The organism is Methylophilus glucosoxydans, assembly GCF_042676145.1.
Classification (GTDB): Bacteria; Pseudomonadota; Gammaproteobacteria; order Burkholderiales; family Methylophilaceae; genus Methylophilus; species Methylophilus glucosoxydans.
In genome coordinates, this window is the sequence record NZ_JBHTJW010000002.1 from 1,649,796 (window position 1) to 1,667,882 (window position 18,087).

18 protein-coding genes are annotated in these 18,087 nt (G+C 49.3%); 12 read left to right on the top strand and 6 right to left on the bottom strand.

Translation table 11 applies throughout. From position 1 onward, the window contains the following. Window positions 1-3: 3 nt before the first annotated feature. The 4 genes from ACFQ1T_RS10535 to ACFQ1T_RS10550 all read right to left on the bottom strand — a co-directional run bounded on the left by ACFQ1T_RS10535 (window position 4) and on the right by ACFQ1T_RS10550 (window position 2,815). Window positions 4-231, bottom strand: a complete 228-nt coding sequence (locus ACFQ1T_RS10535) for a hypothetical protein (RefSeq protein ID WP_379076328.1) — start codon at window positions 229-231, stop codon at window positions 4-6. A 666-nt stretch (window positions 232-897) separates the two neighbouring features. Next, a complete protein-coding gene (locus ACFQ1T_RS10540; protein WP_379076330.1) occupies window positions 898-1,185 on the bottom strand; it encodes a hypothetical protein in 288 nt (95 codons plus the stop codon). A 3-nt stretch (window positions 1,186-1,188) separates the two neighbouring features. Next, window positions 1,189-2,403 (bottom strand): replication initiation factor domain-containing protein, encoded by a 1,215-nt coding sequence (locus ACFQ1T_RS10545; RefSeq protein ID WP_379076333.1) that lies wholly within the window; start codon window positions 2,401-2,403, stop codon window positions 1,189-1,191. Beyond that, the gene (locus tag ACFQ1T_RS10550; RefSeq protein ID WP_379076336.1) at window positions 2,396-2,815 is read right to left on the bottom strand and encodes a hypothetical protein; all 420 of its coding nucleotides are present in this window, start codon (window positions 2,813-2,815) and stop codon (window positions 2,396-2,398) included. The genes ACFQ1T_RS10545 and ACFQ1T_RS10550 overlap by 8 nt, the downstream gene beginning before the upstream one ends. Window positions 2,816-3,053: 238 nt before the next feature. Between ACFQ1T_RS10550 and ACFQ1T_RS10555 the strand changes: the two genes are divergently transcribed. After that, window positions 3,054-3,455, top strand: a complete 402-nt coding sequence (locus ACFQ1T_RS10555) for a helix-turn-helix domain-containing protein (RefSeq protein WP_379076338.1) — start codon at window positions 3,054-3,056, stop codon at window positions 3,453-3,455. Window positions 3,456-3,518: 63 nt separating this feature from the next. On the opposite strand, the gene ACFQ1T_RS10560 is transcribed toward ACFQ1T_RS10555, so the two are convergent. Further along, the gene (locus ACFQ1T_RS10560; RefSeq protein WP_379076340.1) at window positions 3,519-5,306 is read right to left on the bottom strand and encodes a pyrroloquinoline quinone-dependent dehydrogenase; all 1,788 of its coding nucleotides are present in this window, start codon (window positions 5,304-5,306) and stop codon (window positions 3,519-3,521) included. Window positions 5,307-5,512: 206 nt separating this feature from the next. Here ACFQ1T_RS10560 and ACFQ1T_RS10565 point away from each other — a divergent pair, with 206 nt between their 5' ends. The 11 genes from ACFQ1T_RS10565 to ACFQ1T_RS10615 all read left to right on the top strand — a co-directional run bounded on the left by ACFQ1T_RS10565 (window position 5,513) and on the right by ACFQ1T_RS10615 (window position 17,178). Then, on the top strand, window positions 5,513-6,556 hold the full coding sequence (locus tag ACFQ1T_RS10565; RefSeq protein ID WP_379076343.1) for an SAM-dependent methyltransferase: 1,044 nt from the start codon (window positions 5,513-5,515) through the stop codon (window positions 6,554-6,556). Window positions 6,557-6,571: 15 nt separating this feature from the next. Continuing rightward, window positions 6,572-7,105: a DUF2878 domain-containing protein gene (locus ACFQ1T_RS10570; RefSeq protein ID WP_379076346.1), complete on the top strand. Its 534-nt coding sequence runs from the start codon at window positions 6,572-6,574 to the stop codon at window positions 7,103-7,105. Then, window positions 7,102-7,869: a DUF1295 domain-containing protein gene (locus ACFQ1T_RS10575; protein WP_275355156.1), complete on the top strand. Its 768-nt coding sequence runs from the start codon at window positions 7,102-7,104 to the stop codon at window positions 7,867-7,869. Before ACFQ1T_RS10570 ends, ACFQ1T_RS10575 begins: the two co-directional genes overlap by 4 nt. After that, window positions 7,866-8,504 carry a DUF6134 family protein gene (locus tag ACFQ1T_RS10580; protein ID WP_379076349.1) on the top strand — a complete coding sequence of 213 codons (639 nt, stop codon included), beginning with the start codon at window positions 7,866-7,868 and terminating at the stop codon, window positions 8,502-8,504. The genes ACFQ1T_RS10575 and ACFQ1T_RS10580 overlap by 4 nt, the downstream gene beginning before the upstream one ends. A gap of 38 nt (window positions 8,505-8,542) precedes the next feature. Beyond that, window positions 8,543-9,040, top strand: a complete 498-nt coding sequence (locus tag ACFQ1T_RS10585; protein WP_313989159.1) for a lipocalin family protein — start codon at window positions 8,543-8,545, stop codon at window positions 9,038-9,040. A 73-nt stretch (window positions 9,041-9,113) separates the two neighbouring features. Further along, complete coding sequence (locus ACFQ1T_RS10590) at window positions 9,114-10,058, top strand: acyl-CoA desaturase (RefSeq protein ID WP_379076352.1); 945 nt, start codon at window positions 9,114-9,116, stop codon at window positions 10,056-10,058. Next, window positions 10,058-11,311, top strand: coding sequence for an NAD(P)/FAD-dependent oxidoreductase (locus tag ACFQ1T_RS10595; protein ID WP_379076355.1), 1,254 nt, complete (start codon window positions 10,058-10,060; stop codon window positions 11,309-11,311). The genes ACFQ1T_RS10590 and ACFQ1T_RS10595 overlap by 1 nt, the downstream gene beginning before the upstream one ends. Then, window positions 11,308-12,081, top strand: coding sequence for a DUF1365 domain-containing protein (locus ACFQ1T_RS10600; RefSeq protein ID WP_379076358.1), 774 nt, complete (start codon window positions 11,308-11,310; stop codon window positions 12,079-12,081). Before ACFQ1T_RS10595 ends, ACFQ1T_RS10600 begins: the two co-directional genes overlap by 4 nt. Before the next feature lie 16 nt (window positions 12,082-12,097). Further along, window positions 12,098-13,387 carry a class I SAM-dependent methyltransferase gene (locus ACFQ1T_RS10605; protein ID WP_379076361.1) on the top strand — a complete coding sequence of 430 codons (1,290 nt, stop codon included), beginning with the start codon at window positions 12,098-12,100 and terminating at the stop codon, window positions 13,385-13,387. A gap of 36 nt (window positions 13,388-13,423) precedes the next feature. After that, window positions 13,424-15,400 (top strand): bifunctional tRNA (5-methylaminomethyl-2-thiouridine)(34)-methyltransferase MnmD/FAD-dependent 5-carboxymethylaminomethyl-2-thiouridine(34) oxidoreductase MnmC, encoded by a 1,977-nt coding sequence (gene mnmC, locus ACFQ1T_RS10610; protein WP_379076364.1) that lies wholly within the window; start codon window positions 13,424-13,426, stop codon window positions 15,398-15,400. Beyond that, entirely contained in the window at window positions 15,397-17,178 is a 1,782-nt protein-coding gene (locus tag ACFQ1T_RS10615) for an O-linked N-acetylglucosamine transferase, SPINDLY family protein (RefSeq protein WP_379076367.1), read from the top strand. Before mnmC ends, ACFQ1T_RS10615 begins: the two co-directional genes overlap by 4 nt. On the opposite strand, the gene ACFQ1T_RS10620 is transcribed toward ACFQ1T_RS10615, so the two are convergent. Then, complete coding sequence (locus ACFQ1T_RS10620; RefSeq protein ID WP_379076370.1) at window positions 17,164-18,084, bottom strand: DMT family transporter; 921 nt, start codon at window positions 18,082-18,084, stop codon at window positions 17,164-17,166. The genes ACFQ1T_RS10615 and ACFQ1T_RS10620 overlap by 15 nt on opposite strands. Window positions 18,085-18,087 lie beyond the last annotated feature (3 nt).

An 18,087-nucleotide genomic window follows, 5' to 3' on the forward strand; every position in this document is an offset into this window, starting at 1 on the left:
AACCTAGCTCAGAGCACGTTTTGTGGCTTTTTTGGTCCAGCCAAGAACAGCAAAACCAACAGTCACGGCCAAAGCAATTGGCACAGCATAAGTCATGATATCGGTTACCGTATCAGTGGCACCAGTTTGAACACCAGTAAAAACGCCAGTTGGCAACGCAGATGCAGCGAAGGAAGATGCAGATGAAGAAACAGCAACACCTGCGGCGATAAATTTAGAGATCAATTTCATGATGATTTCCTTTAAAGAATTAAAAAAGTGAAGATTTAAAAAAACGCGAGATAGCACCTGTTATATAACCTGCGAACCACGCACCAAAAAAGACCATGAAAAAACCAGTCATATAAAGACCGACAGTCATTTATGGCCCCTTCCCTGCCATGTACCCAGATGAAAACCCGAGCACAGCAGCAAAGAACATTGCCGTGATGATGATTACATCCTCGACGGTAAGATCAGAAATTAAAAAATCCATTAGTTGTCACCTATTGAAAAAGGATATGAGGCATAAAGCTCTGAATATTTTTCTTCGGAGACGCCAGAGAGAAAAAATGTGAGTGCAAATATGACTACTAGTAAAAGCGCTGTTTGAACAGGTGACATGAATAGACTCCGTAGTGATTTTTTATCAGTAGTCCCCGTATTACATGGGGGGGACTGACAAGCCGCTAGCGCGCCTTGTACAGTCACCCCTCACGTATGCGGGCAATTCTGAGTCACGTTTATAAAAATCATGTATGGCAAAATCACTACCAAGACATGAAATACCCGTATCTATTGCCGCCTGCCTGTCAAGAAAATACCCAGCACGGTTTAACTGGTGCGCATATTGAAGGTGCACAGTTAAAAACTCGCCAGAGGACAAGCATTGAACGACAAAGACACGGGAAAACATTGTTAGGCTTTCGGCAAATCAACGTGTAAAACGTCAACAACCTGACGACCACCACTGCCGATGCTCATTTCTACGTCAGCCATGCACTGGAGAGGAAATTTACGACCTGAGAACTGTTTGTAATTTTCAGATGTCCCGAATACAGCCTCGACGCTATCAAAGCCAATATTTGATTCGGCACGACTGCGAGAAAATGGCATCAAAAGAATCAGTTTTGTGTGATCAAAATCGGTGCCTTCAACCTGGCCCTTAAACTGTTTAACGCCAGCGATGGTTACTTGTGTTTGCATTTTTTATTCCTCTATATCAAGAAAATTTAAATTAGGCAGGGATTGAGTGCTGTCAATTTGCGCTGCCTGTTCGCAAATAGACGGGTTTGGGTTATCAAGAAATTTTTGACGGAAGGCTTTTGGCACTTTTTCACCCTCTAGCATTTCAAGAATTTCAGCTTGTGAATAACCAAGCTCAATTAGAAGATGAAGGAATCCGCCAGACTGGCGTTTAGCCCACTTAACACGGTGGTCAAAATCGGCGCGTACTTCATGGCGCTGTTTTTCGATGTGAGTCTGTTTATGGTTGATGAACCTTAAAGCGGGATAAGTACCAGCAAGGTATTCATGAGGGTTTAGCAAAACATCGTGCGGAATGATGCGGTCACAGCTTTTTAATTCAGCTTCGAAACGTAGCCATGTTGGTTTGTCTTGGGACTGAACTTGCTTTCCCTTTTCATAAATACGGAGGTATAAACCTGCAGTACGAGAACCGATATATAAAGTCCTGCCCTTCTGGTCTTTAGTGTGCCAGTTGCCGACCATCGAAATTGATGGAGGGTTTCGGTAAGTGGTAAAGCCGCCGCGATCATAAACACCCCTGAAATGATCTATAGTGAAATCAGGGGCGTCATATATGTCATGAGTTAAGTCAATGCGGGTAATGGTTGGGGATATAGCAGCTTCAAGGAAACGATAAAGTCGAAGCTGCCAGCCTAGCGAACACTGGCCGCAGCCGGTCCCGTTTATAGAGACTAAAAGGGTATTGTTTTGACCGCCATAGCAGAGAAGGCCGTAACCGTCACCGAGTTCATAACTGGTATTGTAGAAAAAAGCACCATTTGGACGCTTAACAGTGATTCCAAAACCAAAAATTGACTTGCAAATTGCGCTAGCCATGACAATCAGCTCATCGTCAGTGATAGCAAAATCGGTGTTATAACTCTCAGCGTTGCAAGTGAAGTTTATCCAGTCTATATGCGCTACATCTTGTTTGCTGGGTAGCTTGTTCTGTATAAACTTAACCTTGCCTCCATCACTAAACAACTGCAACGTGGTGTTTTTATCGCCTGAGAGATAAAGTTTTAAGGCTTCGGGTGTGTCATAAAAGCGGGCAAGTTTTCTAGCCTGCTTTTGGTCAAAAATAAATTGATCTTGCTCGGTGTATTTCCCGGCTTCAAGCGCTGCCTGAATATTGAGTGAATCAGGTGTCTTAAATTTTGATTTACGCTTAGCCATTGCAGGACACACAATCGTTTAAAACGGTTAAGTGGTAATTGACGCCGAATCTGTCATTTATTTCAGCGAGTAAGGCAAGCGCTAGCTTTTGAGGCGTTCCATAGATAGGGACAGCTAAAACTAGAGCGTGATCAAGAAGTTCAATTTCCGAAGCAAGGTTCTTTGTTTTAGCCCCATCATCTTTAATTACTTCTAGTTTGAAAGTTGGCATATTTACCCCAAAGTGCTGTTTAGTTGAAACCGCCTGAGGATCAGAACGTGTCATGAAACGTTCTGAAAAAGTAATATCGTTGATTACATTTTTTGGAACATAATCAAATGCCCTATGGGCTAAGTTTTTGGAGTGTCCCGCATTCTCTAAATACCGTTTTCGCTCAGAAACATGCAAACGGCCCCATTTCACTGAATCCATTTTTACCCCCTTAAGTGCTGTCAAGTTGGCCCCCTGCCCTCTCGGTTATCAAAATGTTCAAAACAGACTGATAAGGTCAGCACACCACAGGGGATTAGTTGCTGAAAGTTAGCTAACTAAAGTTAGTTAACGTAAACGAACAATAGCTAACTTTTTTCAGCTTGTAAATACTTTTTTTTAGCTGAATAATAGTAGCTAAAAAATTATGTGTACATTTACAACACAGAAAGGAAATGAAATGTGTGATCTATTGGAAAAAGCGAGAGAGGCACAAGGCGGGATTTCTTACTACGAGCTTGCTAAGCGATTGGGAATCGGTACACCACTAATGAACAAGTGGAAAAACAATAAAAGCCAGCCCAACGGTCTTAACACTTTAAAACTTGTTGAGATGGCTAAATTAACACCTGAAGAGGCGATCAAAATACTGGAAAAAGGGAGTATGAATTTAGGGGTGATATTTAGTGTTGCCTTTATCTCATTATTACTATTTGCAACATGTTCAACCGAGCTGAAAGCCGCAGAAATGCTAAGCGCTAATAGCATGCAAGTGCATGATTCTTATATACATTATGCGAACAAAAAAGGACGAAGCTTCGCCATTTATCAGAAGGCGAAAAACAAAGTTTATTCGCCTTAGATATGTCTTAATAATTATGTTGGGATTGTTAATCTATAAAATAGATTAAATAGATACTTAGCATTACTGCAAAAGCTTAAATACCAAGATTGCATCGCCTTGATTAAAACCGAACAATGAATTACCGCCACTCACCACTGCAATATATTGAGTCTGTTTAGCCATATATGTAATTGGTGGCGCATTCACACCATATTGCGAGTGATATTGCCATAACACATCACCATTTTTACTGTTGTATGCAGCAAATGCACCAGCACCCTCACCGCAAAAAAGCAGACCGCCTTCAGTGCTCAGAACACCGCCAACCAATGGTTGATTCGTTTTTCGCTGCCATAAAATATTGCCATCAGTCAGATTAATTGCACTGAGTACACCCCATCTAGGGTCGTCTGTGGGTTCACTGGCCGCATAGCGAATAGGTTTTTCGCCCGGATTCACTGTGGTTTCGTGAACGGTATATTTGATCGGGCTATGCATTGCAGCCACATAAACTTTCTGATGTTTTTCATCGAGGCTGACAGGTGACCAGTTGGCACCGCCTAAAATGCCTGGATAGATGACAGTGCCTTCTTGACTTGGCTTGGCAAATAAATTGTGTTGTGGCACAAATGGGGCTGACTTGGCCAAGAACTGACCAGTGTTGCGATCGTGAATGTAAAACCAGCCCGTTTTACTGGCCTGCCCCACGGCAGGAATAGTCTTATCATAGTATTGATAGTCAAAAAGTACTGGTGGGCTTGCCAGATCATAGCCCCAAAGATCGTGAGGAACTTGTTGATAATGCCATTTGTATTGACCGGTTTCGGTATCGAGCGCCACTAAAGAAACTGTATATAAGTTATCTCCTGGGCGCGAAATATCGTTCATTTGCGGTGAGGGATTGCCTGTGCCAAAGTATAGGGTATTGGTTGCGGTATCAATGGCTGGTGTACTCCAGGCTGAGCCCCCGCCAAATTTTGCGGCGTCAGGGTAGTCTTTAAGTGCTGTCCGTTCAGCGGCGGTGTCTCTGTGAAACTGATTGCCATCGGCCGTTTTAGTCACAAACTGCCCTTCCCAACCCTGCTTGGGGATCGTATCAAACTGCCAGACCTGATGACCATCATTCACGTCATAAGCCGCCAAAAAGCCTGGACGGCCATAACGGCCAGTGACGCCGATCACCGCGCCCAAAGGCGCATCACTGCGTGGATTGTCAATGTGCAAGCCATAGCCGACACCGGTAATGCCGATCATGACCTTATGATTGTAAACAACCGGGGCCATCGCAATGCCTACCCCGGTGCCCCCTGTCACTTTGCGGGTTTTATTGGGATCATCACCACTTAAGGCGTCCTGGTGCTCGGTACTCACCTGATTAGCGGCGACATCAATATCCCACTGCTTTGCGCCCGTTCTGGCATCCAATGCAATCAGCCTGGCATCCACTGTACCAATAAACACTTTGCCTTCTGCCACGGCTACGCCACGGTTGGCTGGACCGCAGCACATCGGCCAGTTTGGTTTGCGGTCGTGCGTGTATTTCCATAGCTGTTGACCCGTCGCTGCATCCAGCGCCAACACATGGTTGTAGGGCAAGCTGACATACATCACACCATTGACCACAATCGGAGTGGCTTGAAACGTGGCTTTTATACCGGTTTCCACTTTCCAGGCGAGCGCAAGCTGGTGGACGTTTTTCTGGTTGATTTGAGACAAAGCAGAGTAACGCTGCGCCTTCAGATTCAAGCCATAACTTGGCCAATCGACATTGGGCGAAGCCGTTTTTTCTGGCTTGCTGGCATGCGAACAAGCCAAAAGCATGACAGAAAGTGTCACTACAGCACATACGGTCGAAGTGTTGTTTTGCATGATGATAACCCCGGCTATATTTTTAACTATACAGGTTAGTATACACCTAAAACTTATCCGGCAACGAGTTCAGCATATCCCTCTGTAAACTCCAGCAACATTCACCTAAATTTTGGATGTGATAAAAAGTTTTCTATCCATGAAACTAATCGGAAGGACGAATGGACTTATACTAGAATCATTTAGTTAATACAATAATTATCATCATGACTTCACCTGTAACATTTGCCTTAAAATTGGCTGAAAAAGGCTACCTCTCTGATGCTTTGATCCGAAAAGGCATTCAGCGCCTGTGCAAATCAAGGCTGGAAGAAATTTCTGAACAGGATTGTGAGCAAGCGCAGTCAAGTCTGGTCCAATTTGTGCAGGCAATGGCTCAGGCAGAGGTCGCGCCACTGCCTGAAAAAGCCAATGCACAGCATTACGAAGTACCTGCCAATTTTTATCAATATTGCTTAGGCCGCAATCGCAAATACAGTAGCTGTTTCTGGTTGCCGGACACACGTACGCTTGATGAAGCCGAGCAACTTGCGCTTACGCAAACCTGTGCACATGCCCAGTTGCAGGATGGTCAACATATCTTAGAGCTGGGGTGCGGCTGGGGTTCGCTGACGCTATGGATGGCCAGCCATTATCCGCAGGCGCAGATTACGGGGGTCTCAAACTCCGCTTCGCAGCGTGAATATATTATGGGTCAGGCAAAAGCGCGTGGTCTGTCAAACATTCATATCCTCACTGCAGACATGAATGTGTTTGATACCGAGCAAACTTACGACCGCATTGTTTCGGTTGAAATGTTTGAACATATGCGCAACTACCAAGTGCTCTATGGCAAAGTAGCGCGCTGGCTGAAGCCGGGTGGTTTGTTTTTCAAGCATATTTTTGTCCACCGCTACACCCCTTATGCTTTTGATGTCAAAGCGGAAGATGATTGGATGAGCCAGTATTTCTTTAGTGGTGGCATGATGCCTAGTGATGATTTGCCGCTGTATTTTCAGGATGATTTGAAACTGGTAGACAAATGGCGCTGGGATGGTACGCATTATGAAAAAACGGCGAATGCCTGGCTGCAACTGATGGACCAAAACCATCAGGCACTGACCCCTGTCCTGGCGTCTATCTATGGCCAGGCCGATGCAGAAATGTGGCGTCAACGTTGGCGGATTTTTTTCATGGCCTGCGCAGAACTGTTCGGTTACAACCATGGCCAGACCTGGTGGGTCAGCCACTATTTATTTGCCAAACGATAATCTGAAAGATTAAATATGACCAATAAGAAATTGATTATATTTAATTTTATTTCTTTTCAAGTGATCTGGTGGCTGTGCGTATTGTCCGCTAAACCCGGCTTGAGTACAGCCGTTTTCGCTACAGTGTTGCTCTATACCCTGCTGCATTTATCGCTGGTCGAGGGTTGGTCGCAAACGTTGCCGCTCTTATTGACGGCAGTGATTGGCGCAGTGGCAGACCAATTTGCATATAAGTTGCAATGGATCCTATTTGAAAACCATACGCAGTGGTTGGCCTACATCCCACTCTGGATGTTGGCCTTATGGCTTGCCTTTGCCACCACGCTGAACGTCAGCATGCGCTGGTTACAACACAAATATGCCTTGGCGTTCATGCTGGGGGCAGTGTTCGGCCCCCTTGCTTATTTAGGGGCTGAAAGTGTGGGGGCTATTCAATTACCAAGCCTTTACAGCCTGGCCTGGTTTGCCTTTGAATGGGCCACTCTGTTACCACTCATGCTGTGGTTACGTCATCGCTTTAACGAGTCTCTCGCTTTGGAGCAAACATGATTTATTACTACGCGCTGATCGCGATTGTGTTGTTTGCACTTTGCGGCTGGTTCTTAAGTTTTATCACCAAACACTACAGTCATGTGGATAGCATGTGGAGCCTGTTCTTTGCCATCACGGCCTATGTCACCGCCATATTCCTGCAAGACCTTTCATTACGCGCCTGCCTGGTGCTGTTCGCAGTGACCTTATGGTCGCTAAGGTTGAGTATTTTTTTAACCTGGCGCAACTGGGGCAAAGAAGATCATCGATATGACACGATACGCAAAAACAATGAGCCTTATTTCTGGTTGAAAAGCCTTTACATTGTGTTCGCTTTTCAGGCGCTGCTGGCCTGGATCATTTCTTATCCACTGTTCGCGGCCATCTCAAGCACTGCTGCGTTGAATTGGCTGGACCTGGCCGGCGTATTGTTATTTGTGCTCGGTCTATATTGGGAGGTGGTGGCGGACTTGCAGCTCACACGATTCAGGGCTTCCGCCGGACATCAAACCCAAGTACTGAATACTGGTTTATGGCGCTACAGCCGTCACCCAAACTACTTTGGTGAGTGTCTGATCTGGTGGGGATTTGCGCTGTTGGCGGCGTCATCAGCGAGCTATTGGGTTTGGGTGTCTCCGCTTTTGATGACGTTCTTGCTGTTAAAAGTCAGTGGTGTGAGTTTGATGGAGCAGACTATCCACAGCCGTCGTCCCGGGTATGCCGAATACGTCAAAAATACTAATGCATTTATTCCCGGGATACCCAAGCGAGCTGAAAAATGAAAACTAAGGTTACCACGCGACACACTTTAACTGGCCTGGCGCTGTTATTCGCTGTTCCCCTACAGGCGCAGGAGTGGTCATTTGAGGTCTATCTGGACCAGAAAAAAATTGGGACGCACACCTTTAGCCTGGATCAGAACCAATTGCAAAGCCGCGCCAATTTCAAGGTCAAAGTGCTGTTTATTAATGCCTATCGCTACCAGCACCAGGCCGATGAACAGTGGCAAGGCAACTGCCTGTCTCAACTGACGGCACACACCGAGGAAAATAAAGAAATCACCGACGTCAAAGGGGCGATACAAAATAATAAGTTTGTACTTGATAAAAATGGCAGTACGCAAACCCTGCTAGGCTGTATCATGACCTTTGCTTACTGGAATCCCGAAATACTCAAGCAATCCCGTTTACTTAACCCACAAAATGCAGAATATCTGGATGTGACTGTCACGGATGAAGGCAGCAAAACTATAGAGGTGAAAGGTCAGACCACCCTCACCCATCAATATCGGCTCAATGGCCGTTTAAAGGGCAAAGACAAACTGAAAATTACGCTTTGGTACGATCAGCAACAGCAGTGGGTGGCGTTGGAGTCGATTACGCCAGAAGGCTATAAAATTAAATATAAACTCATTTAATCAATATGTTGAATAAATTATTTAAAGTGATTTGTATAATGGGTATTTTTTCTCTGACCGCTTGCCAAAACTTGCCTCCGATTAAAACGGTTGAGCAAGTGGATTTGGACCGTTTTATGGGTGACTGGTATGTGATTGCAGCGATCCCGACCTTCATTGAAAAGGATCCTTACAATCCGGTTGAGCGCTATGAAAAGACTTCGGATGGCAGTATTGCCACTACTTTCAGCTTTCGTCAGGGCAGTTTCACAGGCCCACTTAAAGTCTATCACCCGACGGGTTTTATTGTGCCGGGCACTGGCAATGCCGAGTGGCGCATGCAGTTTGTGTGGCCGTTCAAATCAGAATACCTGATTGCTTACTTGGACCAGGATTACCAGCATACGATCATTGCGCGTAACAAACGGGATTATGTCTGGCTGATGTCGAGGAAACCAACACTGGATCAGGCCAGCTATGAACAACTGGTCGCTAGAATCAGGGCCATGGGCTACGACACCAGCAAGCTAGAGGTTTTCAAGCATCAACCACAATAAAAGGGTGAGTTGTTGATCAAACAAACATCACCATACGCGCAACAGGCGACGCGTATTTGAGAGAGGACGAATCATGCAACACAGAATCACCGGGCTGCTATGGCGGCTCATTGGCTGGCTGGATAACCAGCGCTACCAGCCGCCAGCCAGTGCGCATGCGGAGAGCATAGACTGGTGGCGGGTGCTGCCGTTTGTTGGCCTGCATCTTGCCCTGATCGCTTTATATTGGGTGGGCTGGAGTCCTTTTGCGGTGGCCTTTGCCATCGGGCTTTATTTGATCCGCATGTTTGCGATTACCGGCTTTTATCACCGCTATTTTGCCCACAAGACCTTTCAAACCTCGCGCGCTGGACAGTTCTTATTTGCCTTGATTGGAGCCACTGCAGTACAGCGCGGTCCTTTGTGGTGGGCCGCCCACCACCGCAGTCATCATGTGCATGCAGATCAGCCGCAAGATATCCATTCCCCACACCAGCATGGCTTGCTGTGGAGTCATTTAGGCTGGTTTCTGAGCCATGCCAATTTCAAGACGCAATTAGAGCGTGTGCGTGAATTGACGCGTTTTCGTGAACTCTGCTGGTTGGACCGTTTTGACAGCCTGGTGCCGCTCGCACTGGCTTTAGGCATCTTTTTACTGGGGACTACGCTGGCACATTATGCGCCACAATTACAAACCAACGGCTGGCAGTTACTGGTGTGGGGCTTTGTGGTGTCCACCGTGGCGCTTTATCACGCCACTTTTTGTGTCAACTCCTTGGCGCATGTCTGGGGTAGCCGCCGTTATGCCACGCGCGACCACAGTCGCAATAACTGGCTGATTGCCCTGCTGACGCTGGGGGAAGGCTGGCACAACAATCATCATCATTTTCCGGGTTCGGTCAAACAAGGTTTTTACTGGTGGGAGATTGATTTGACCTATTACGGACTGAGAATACTGGCTGCATTGGGGTTAATCTGGAATTTAAAGCAAGTGCCAGTTGAGGTGCGCGATCAGCATCATCAGGAAAGGCCGCTGTAATGGGATTAAAGATTGCCATTATCGGCGGCGGTATCGCTGGTAATACCCTTGCCTATTATTTGCATCAGCAGCATGACATCACCCTGTTTGAAGCTAACGACTACATCGGTGGCCATACGCACACACATGAGGTGACGGTTGGTGGCCAGAAGCATGCGGTAGATACTGGCTTTATTGTATTTAACGATAAAACCTATCCTGAGTTTGAGCACATTTTGCGTGAAACCGGTGTCGCCTGGCGTGACAGCAACATGAGCTTTAGCGTGCGCAACGAAGTCAGCGGGCTGGAATATAACGGTACGACGTTAAACAGTCTGTTTGCCCAGCGCCGCAACTTACTGTCTCCAGCGTTTTACCGCATGATTCTGGATATCTTGCGCTTTAACAAAACCTCACTGGCTCTGCTCGCTGCAGGCGATGAAATTCCGCTGGGTGACTATTTAAAACAGCAGGGATATTCAAGCCAATTCATACGCGACTACATCGTGCCTATGGGGGCCGCGATCTGGTCAACTGATGCCGAACAGATGCTTCAGTTCCCTGCCCGCTTCTTTGTGCGCTTTTTTCACCATCACGGCATGCTCACGGTAGACCAGCGGCCGCAGTGGCGCACCATCGTCGGCGGTTCTGCGCGCTATCTGGAAAAAATCACTGCCGGCTATCGTGACCGTATCCAGCTCAATGCAGCAGTGCAGGCTGTGCAACGCGATGCACAGGGCGTCAGCGTGACCACGCAAAACGGGCAATCACAGCGGTTTGATTTTGTCTTTTTTGCCTGCCACAGTGATGAAGCCTTGCAGATATTGGGCGCTGAGGCCACAACGGCCGAGCGCGACATCCTAGGCGCCATTCCCTATCAGGATAACACGGTATATCTGCATACGGATGCCCGTCTGATGCCGCAACGCAAGCTAGCCTGGGCGGCGTGGAACTACCACGTTACGGCGCAAGCGACAGGCAAGGTGCAGGTCACCTATAACATGAACATCCTGCAAGGCATCCAGTCCAGCGAGCCTTTACTTGTTACCTTGAACTACACCGATGCCATCGCGCCAGACAAGGTGATTAAAAAGCTGCACTACCGCCATCCTTTGTACACGCTTGCAGGCGCCCAGGCACAAGCCCGCCATGCTGAGATTAGTGGCAAACACCGGACTGGCTATGCAGGCGCCTACTGGCGCAACGGTTTTCACGAGGACGGTGTGGTCAGTGCTCTGGCGGCCATCCAACATTTTCAGGCGATGCATTTATGAGTCCTCCTGCAGCATTGCAAACAGATAGTTTGCAAAGTGCCATTTATACGGGTTGGGTGAGCCATCAGCGGCTGCAGCCAACCCTGCATGGTTTTCGCTACCAGCTGTTTATGTTGTATCTGGATCTGGATGAATTGCCAAAGCTATTTAAAAACAATCGCTTATGGTCTTATCTTAAACCAAATCTGGCTTATTTCCGGCGCCAGGATTATCTGGGGCCCAGCCACGAGCCGCTGGATGTCAGCGTGCGTAACCTGGTTGAACAGGAAACCGGGCAGCGTCCACTGGGCCGCATCGGCTTGCTGACGCATTGCCGTTACTGGGGCATTTGCTTTAATCCGGTGAGTTTTTATTACTGCCACGATGAGCAAGGCCAATTACAAGCGATTGTGAGCCACATTACCAATACTCCATGGAAAGAACGATTTGCTTATGTGCATGCCATGAATACGGCCGTGAACGGAGTATTTAGCCTCAAAAAAGACTTTCATGTTTCGCCATTTATGCCTATGGATATCCAGTATCAATGGCAATTTTCGTTGCCGGCGGAGGTCATCAACGTGCATATGCAAAACTGGCGTGATCAACAGTCCATGTTTTTTGCCACCTTGAAATTAAACAGACAGCCCTGGCAGGCGGCTACTTTGAATCGCCTGTTATGGCAGTACCCATGGATGACACTGAAAGTGATTGCCGCCATTTATTGGCAAGCCTTGCGGCTTTGGCTCAAAAAAGTGCCGTTCTATCCCCATCCTGATCAAAATACCTGACGCCGAATTGAATACTATGAATACCCTTCCCAGTCCTTCATCCTTGCCAACGGACACCCTGACCAAACCGCTCAAGGCCAAAAGCCGCGCCAAGTGGGTAGCGCAACTGGCCAAATCGCAGGTGCTCAAACGCCTGTTAGGACTGCAGATTGGCCAGCTTACGCTTGTAGATGGCACAGAAACCTATGTGTTTGGCCAAGAACATCCAGGCCAGATTCAAGCCAGCATTACCGTGCTTGATGCGCGTTTTTATGGCGAAATTGCATTTGGCGGCAGCATTGGTGCGGGGGAAGCGTATATGCTGGGCTACTGGCAAGCAGACACATTAACCGATGTGATCCGCCTGATGGTGCTTAATCAATCTGTCATGGACACACTGGAAGGCGGCTATCAATGGCTAAGCAAGCCCGTACTCAAACTGTTTCACTGGCTCAATAGCAACAGCGAGGCAGGCAGCAAAAAGAATATTGCCGCGCACTATGACCTCGGCAATGACTTGTTCCAGTTATTTCTGGACCCGACCATGATGTATTCCTCTGCCATGTTTGACACGGAACCCGCTAGTTTACAAGCGGCTTCTGAGCGTAAGTTACAGGTCATTTGCGAGAAATTACAGCTTAGCGCCAACGATCGCGTGATCGAGATTGGCACGGGATGGGGCGGCTTCGCCAGCTATGCGGCCAAACACTATGGCTGCCATGTGACCACCACCACCATTTCGCAGCAACAATATGCGTTGGCACAAAGCAGAATCGCGGAAGCAGGACTGCAAGACCGCATCACGCTGCTCAAGCAGGATTACCGTCATCTGCATGGGCAATACGACAAACTGGTTTCAATCGAAATGATAGAAGCGGTCGGTCATCAATACTACGACACGTATTTCAACAAAGTCAGCCAGTTATTGAAGCCCAACGGTGTTGCATTGATTCAGGCTATTACAATTGCGGATCAGCGTTATGACAGTGCCATCCGCTCCGTGGATTTTATCCAGCGCTATATTTTTCCAGGCTCGAATATCCCATCGAACACTGCCATGCTGGCCAGCATGACGCGCGCCAGTGACTTGCGGCTGGTGGACTTGCAGGATATTGGCCTGGACTATGCCACCACCTTGCGTCTATGGCGGGAAAACTTTTTTGCCAACATCGATGCCGTACAGCGGCTGGGCTATAGCGAGACCTTTATTCGTATGTGGGACTTTTACCTGAGTTATTGCGAGGGTGGCTTTGCAGAATGCGCGCTGGGCGACGTGCATTTGCTGTTGGCCAAACCTGGTTATCGTCAGCTTAAGCGCGTGGCCTAAAGCAGCGCATGCTCCGGCCATGATAAACTTGGCGGCATGAGTACACATGCAGTCTTGGAGTGGCGCAATGGCCTGCCCTACTCCCCCGAATTCGATGATGTTTATTTTTCTGTCAGTCCCGAGCATCCGCAGCATGGGCTGGCAGAAACCCGTTATGTGTTTTTGCAGCATAACCATTTGGCTGAACGCTGGCAGCAGCTCCCGACCGACACAGCGAGTCATTTTGTCATTGTAGAGACGGGCTTTGGCAGCGGCCTCAATTTTCTGGCGGCTCTCAAGCTCTGGCGTGACACCGCCCCTGCTCACGCCCACCTGCATTTTGTCAGCGTCGAAATTGCGCCCTTCACCTTGCAGGATTTGCGAACCGCGCATGCGCATTTTCCAGAACTGGCCGAAGCAAGCGCGGCGCTCTGCGCACAATATCACTTGTTACAGCCCGGCATTAACCAGCTTGAGCTGCCTTCCTTCTCGGCCAGCCTGACCTTGTTTATCGGGGACAGTGCGCATTATTTGCCTCAGCTCACTTTGAAGGCAGATGCCTGGTTTCTCGATGGCTTTGCGCCGGCCAAAAATCCGCAAATGTGGCAACCTTATTTATTTGCAAGCATGGCCACCTGTGCGCACGCAGGCACCACGTTTGCCACCTTTACCAGTGCGGGCGTGGTCAAGCGCGGCTTGCAAGCCGCCGGATTTGCAGTCCAAAAAACTAAAGGCTTTGGCAACAAGCGTGAAATGTTATGTGGAAATTGGCCCACGACGACTGCATCAGCGATCAACCCGCTGCCTAAAGTGGCCATCATAGGTGCAGGCATTGCGGGCTGCAGCACGGCCAATCAATTGACGTCGCTCGGCTGTGAAGTGCATGTGTTTGAGCGTGCGGCGCAAGTCGCTACGGGGGCCTCTGGCAATCCCAGAGGCATGCTCTATCCCAGGCTCAATGCCGAAAAACCGATGAATGACCAGCTCGCCTGGCGTAGCTATAGTTATAGCCTGCGGCATTATGCGCAGCTCAATCTGGGCGACGACGGCTTCCAGAGCGTCGGGTTATTACAACTCGGTGGCAGCCCACGTGAACATAAACGCGTGCAAAAAGTTGCCGCCCGCTATGAACAGCTTGGCGTCGATACGCCACTGCTCCACAAAATGACGGCAGCAGCAGCCAGCGAATGCGCGGGCGTTCAGATTGGCCATGAGTGCTTATATTTCCCGCACGGGGCCTGGGTCAATCCGGTGCGGGCTTGCCAGCAGATGTTGAAGCAGCCAAAAATTAGGTTGCATTTAGCGCAGGCGGTCGACAAGCTTTCACGCATTTCTTCCGGCTGGCAGCTATTCAGTGATAGCAGCCCCTTGGGCACGTTTGATGCCGTGGTGGTGTGTAATGCGGCTGAAGCGGCAGCTTTAATTCCTGAGAGTGGGATGTGGCTCAATCCGGTGCGTGGACAAATGGGGGTGATTGCCGCGCAACCGGCGATGCAACCCTTGCGTACCATCTTGTGTGGGGATGGCTATCTAACCCCAGCGCATCAAGGAACGCATGCCATGGGAGCCACCTTTGCGCCAGGCGAAACGGATACCAGCGTGCGTGCTGAAGATAGCGAGCAAAATCTGCATATGGTGAGCACGCTCAGTCCACAATTTGGTCCAGTGGCGCACACGGCCGTGATCTCGGCACGGGCTTCGCTACGCTGTGGCTCGCCGGATTATTTACCCTATGTGGGTCCGCTTTTGCCGTTACAAGACTTAATGGACAGTCATGCGTCCGTCAACAGCTTCGCTGACTTGCCCGCTGCACAAGGGCTGTATGTGCATGCAGCGCACGGTAGTAAAGGCCTGATGACAGCCCCTTATTGTGCAGCCATACTAGCCAGACGCATGCTGCAAGATTTTGGCCATACCTTGCCACAACTCTCTGAGGATACTTTTTGGCTAGGTCTGCATCCGCAACGGTTATTGTTTAAACAGGCCGGCTGGAAGCCATTGCTACAGCCGTTTAGTGAGCAAGAGAAAACATGACTGATCAGCTAGCCAAACTTCAGCAGCAGCTCAGCCGCACGCCAGATGACCCGGAACTGCATTACGAGCTGGGACGGTATTATTTGCAAACCAAGCAAGCCAATGCGGCGGAAAGCGCTTTTCAGCACGCCCTGCAACTGGTGCCAGAACATCCGCAGATATTGATGCAACTCGGTAATGTGGCCAGCCTGCGCGGAGATGAAACTTTGGCAGCCACCTTTTTCAGGCGTTCACTGGCACAAGACAAGCAGCAGGCCGATGTGCATTTTAATCTGGCCAATAGCCTGCGCAAACTTGGGCAAACCGCGCTAGCCATCCAGCACTACCAGCAATCATTGCAACTGGATCCGCAAGATGCAGAATGCCATAACAATCTGGGCAATGCCTACCGTGAGCAAGGCCAGCTGGACTTGGCAGTGGCTTCCTATGCGCGTGCCCTGCAATTAAATCCCAAACTGCTGCACGCAAAGGTGCATTGGATCCATCAAAAGCAGCATATGGCTGACTGGCAAGGGCTTGAGCAAGCCATTGCAGAGGTGCGTTACGCGTTACAGGCGCTGCCTCAGGCACAAATCCCGCCATTTGCCTTTCTGGCCATGCCAGGCACCTCGGATCAGGAGCAGTTAGCCTGTGCCAGCCGTTGGGCGCAACAACATTACGCGCACATCCAACCACTGGCTCCGCCAGCGGCCAAATCAGCAGGTGCACGCATTAAAGTGGCTTATCTATCCTCGGATTTTCGTAAACACCCCCTGGCTTATTTGGTCACTGAGGTCATCGCTGCACACCATCGCGAGCAGTTTGAAATACTGTTATATAGTAATAGCCACAATGATCAGTCTGCCGAATGGCACGCTTTTCATGCGGCCGCAGATCAGTGGCTGGAAATCAGCAACATGACAGACGAAGCGGTGGCGCAGCATATGCGCGCAGCGGAGATTGACCTGCTGGTAGACTTAACCGGCTTTACTCAACGCAGTCGCAGTGGCGTCGCCGCTTATAAACCGGCGCGCAAGCACGTCAACTGGTTGGGGTATCCCGGCAGCATGGGCATGCTTAATGGGGTACCGCTATACGATGCGATTATCGTGGATGAAATCTTGGCAGAAGTGGCCTTGGCAGAGAAAGCGATCATATTGCCCTGCTATCAACCGAATAATGCACGTCGACCCACTACAGACGCAGGTAGCCGCCACTCACATGGTTTGCCAGCGCAAGGCTTTGTGTTCTGCTGCTTTAACCAGAGTTTCAAGATTACGCCTGAGGTGTTTGCCTGCTGGATGCGGATTTTAAAACAGCTCCCAGGCAGCGTATTGTGGCTGCTCGAAGGCAATGTCTGGGCAGCCAAGCATTTGAAAAACGCCGCCATGGCACTGGGCGTCGCTGCTGATCGTTTGATTTTCGCGCCGCGCACCAGTATCGAGCAACACATCGCCAGGCAGCAGCATGCAGATTTAATGCTGGACACCGCACCCTACAATGCCCATACCACTGCTAGTGACGCGCTGTGGCAAGGCATTCCTCTGCTTACCGTGCACGGCAGCACCTTCCCAGCACGCGTCAGCACAAGTTTGCTCAAACAACTCGGCTTGGAGGAGTGTATTTGCCAGGATTGGCAGGCTTTGGAGCAACGTGCGGTCATGCTGGCACAAACGCCAGCAGCATTAGCCGCCATCAAAGCGCGCTTGCAAAACCATGCCAATCGCCTGTTTAGCCCGGACAACTTCTGCTGCCAGCTTGAGCAGGCGTATCAGCAATTGCTTTTACCCAGCGGCTGAATCTTCCGTCTCCGCGGTGACGACTGATAATACGCCAGCGGCAATAATACAGAGGCCGCCCATCATTTCTGTTACAGACATCGTTTCATGTGCCAAAAAGTAGGCGGCGATGGCGGCGACAATCAACTCGGTCATAAATAACACTGAGGCTTGAATGGCCGGGATTTTGGTGACGCCATACTGGACAAGCAAGGTGGCAGAAACCAGTAGCAATGCGATCAACACCAACCAAAGCCCCATCATGGGTGTCACATCCGTGATAAATGCAAAGCCATTCACCCCATTGAGCCAGAGTAATACCAACATAGATAAGCCAAATACACCCAGCCACACCAGCATGCCTTTTGCCGCAACTGAGAGGTGGGTGGAGTAACGGGTAATCACATTGGTCAGCGAAAAACCAATGCCGGCGGATAACGCTAACCAATCTGAGGTGGATTGTGGCCACGGCCAAATCCATAGGCCGTCTGTCAGCATCAAGGTCGCACCAAGCAAAGACAAGCCTATCGCCGCCAGTTGCGGCAGATGCCAGGGCTCATGCAACCAGATTCTGGCCAACAGCAGCGTCCACAATGGCGAAAGATAAAACAGCAACATGACCCGCATGACTTCGCCATCAATCACCGCCAACACATAAGCGAGATTGGTCCAGCCCGCCACCAGGCTTAAGCCATAAGCTGAAAAAGGAATCTGCGAGATATACGCCGCCCGCCGCCAGAACAACAGCATACCAATTACCAAGGCCACGAAATAACTCAGTACGCTGGATTGCACGCCAGACAGACCGACCTCATTCAGCAGCCGGTAAGGGTACCAAATCACGCCCCAGCACAAGGCGCCATACACCAGCGCCAAAGATGCCCACTTTTTTTGCTGCGAAGCTTTTTGTTTATGCGAAAGCGTCACTTA

What these genes read in the sequence shown, in the direction of transcription:
- ACFQ1T_RS10535 (WP_379076328.1), bottom strand. Translation starts at nt 231, where the DNA reads ATGAAATTGATCTCTAAATTTATCGCCGCAGGTGTTGCTGTTTCTTCA.
- ACFQ1T_RS10540 (WP_379076330.1), bottom strand. Translation starts at nt 1,185, where the DNA reads ATGCAAACACAAGTAACCATCGCTGGCGTTAAACAGTTTAAGGGCCAG.
- ACFQ1T_RS10545 (WP_379076333.1), bottom strand. Translation starts at nt 2,403, where the DNA reads ATGGCTAAGCGTAAATCAAAATTTAAGACACCTGATTCACTCAATATT.
- ACFQ1T_RS10550 (WP_379076336.1), bottom strand. Translation starts at nt 2,815, where the DNA reads ATGGATTCAGTGAAATGGGGCCGTTTGCATGTTTCTGAGCGAAAACGG.
- ACFQ1T_RS10555 (WP_379076338.1), top strand. Translation starts at nt 3,054, where the DNA reads ATGTGTGATCTATTGGAAAAAGCGAGAGAGGCACAAGGCGGGATTTCT.
- ACFQ1T_RS10560 (WP_379076340.1), bottom strand. Translation starts at nt 5,306, where the DNA reads ATGCAAAACAACACTTCGACCGTATGTGCTGTAGTGACACTTTCTGTC.
- ACFQ1T_RS10565 (WP_379076343.1), top strand. Translation starts at nt 5,513, where the DNA reads ATGACTTCACCTGTAACATTTGCCTTAAAATTGGCTGAAAAAGGCTAC.
- ACFQ1T_RS10570 (WP_379076346.1), top strand. Translation starts at nt 6,572, where the DNA reads ATGACCAATAAGAAATTGATTATATTTAATTTTATTTCTTTTCAAGTG.
- ACFQ1T_RS10575 (WP_275355156.1), top strand. Translation starts at nt 7,102, where the DNA reads ATGATTTATTACTACGCGCTGATCGCGATTGTGTTGTTTGCACTTTGC.
- ACFQ1T_RS10580 (WP_379076349.1), top strand. Translation starts at nt 7,866, where the DNA reads ATGAAAACTAAGGTTACCACGCGACACACTTTAACTGGCCTGGCGCTG.
- ACFQ1T_RS10585 (WP_313989159.1), top strand. Translation starts at nt 8,543, where the DNA reads ATGGGTATTTTTTCTCTGACCGCTTGCCAAAACTTGCCTCCGATTAAA.
- ACFQ1T_RS10590 (WP_379076352.1), top strand. Translation starts at nt 9,114, where the DNA reads ATGCAACACAGAATCACCGGGCTGCTATGGCGGCTCATTGGCTGGCTG.
- ACFQ1T_RS10595 (WP_379076355.1), top strand. Translation starts at nt 10,058, where the DNA reads ATGGGATTAAAGATTGCCATTATCGGCGGCGGTATCGCTGGTAATACC.
- ACFQ1T_RS10600 (WP_379076358.1), top strand. Translation starts at nt 11,308, where the DNA reads ATGAGTCCTCCTGCAGCATTGCAAACAGATAGTTTGCAAAGTGCCATT.
- ACFQ1T_RS10605 (WP_379076361.1), top strand. Translation starts at nt 12,098, where the DNA reads ATGAATACCCTTCCCAGTCCTTCATCCTTGCCAACGGACACCCTGACC.
- mnmC (WP_379076364.1), top strand. Translation starts at nt 13,424, where the DNA reads ATGAGTACACATGCAGTCTTGGAGTGGCGCAATGGCCTGCCCTACTCC.
- ACFQ1T_RS10615 (WP_379076367.1), top strand. Translation starts at nt 15,397, where the DNA reads ATGACTGATCAGCTAGCCAAACTTCAGCAGCAGCTCAGCCGCACGCCA.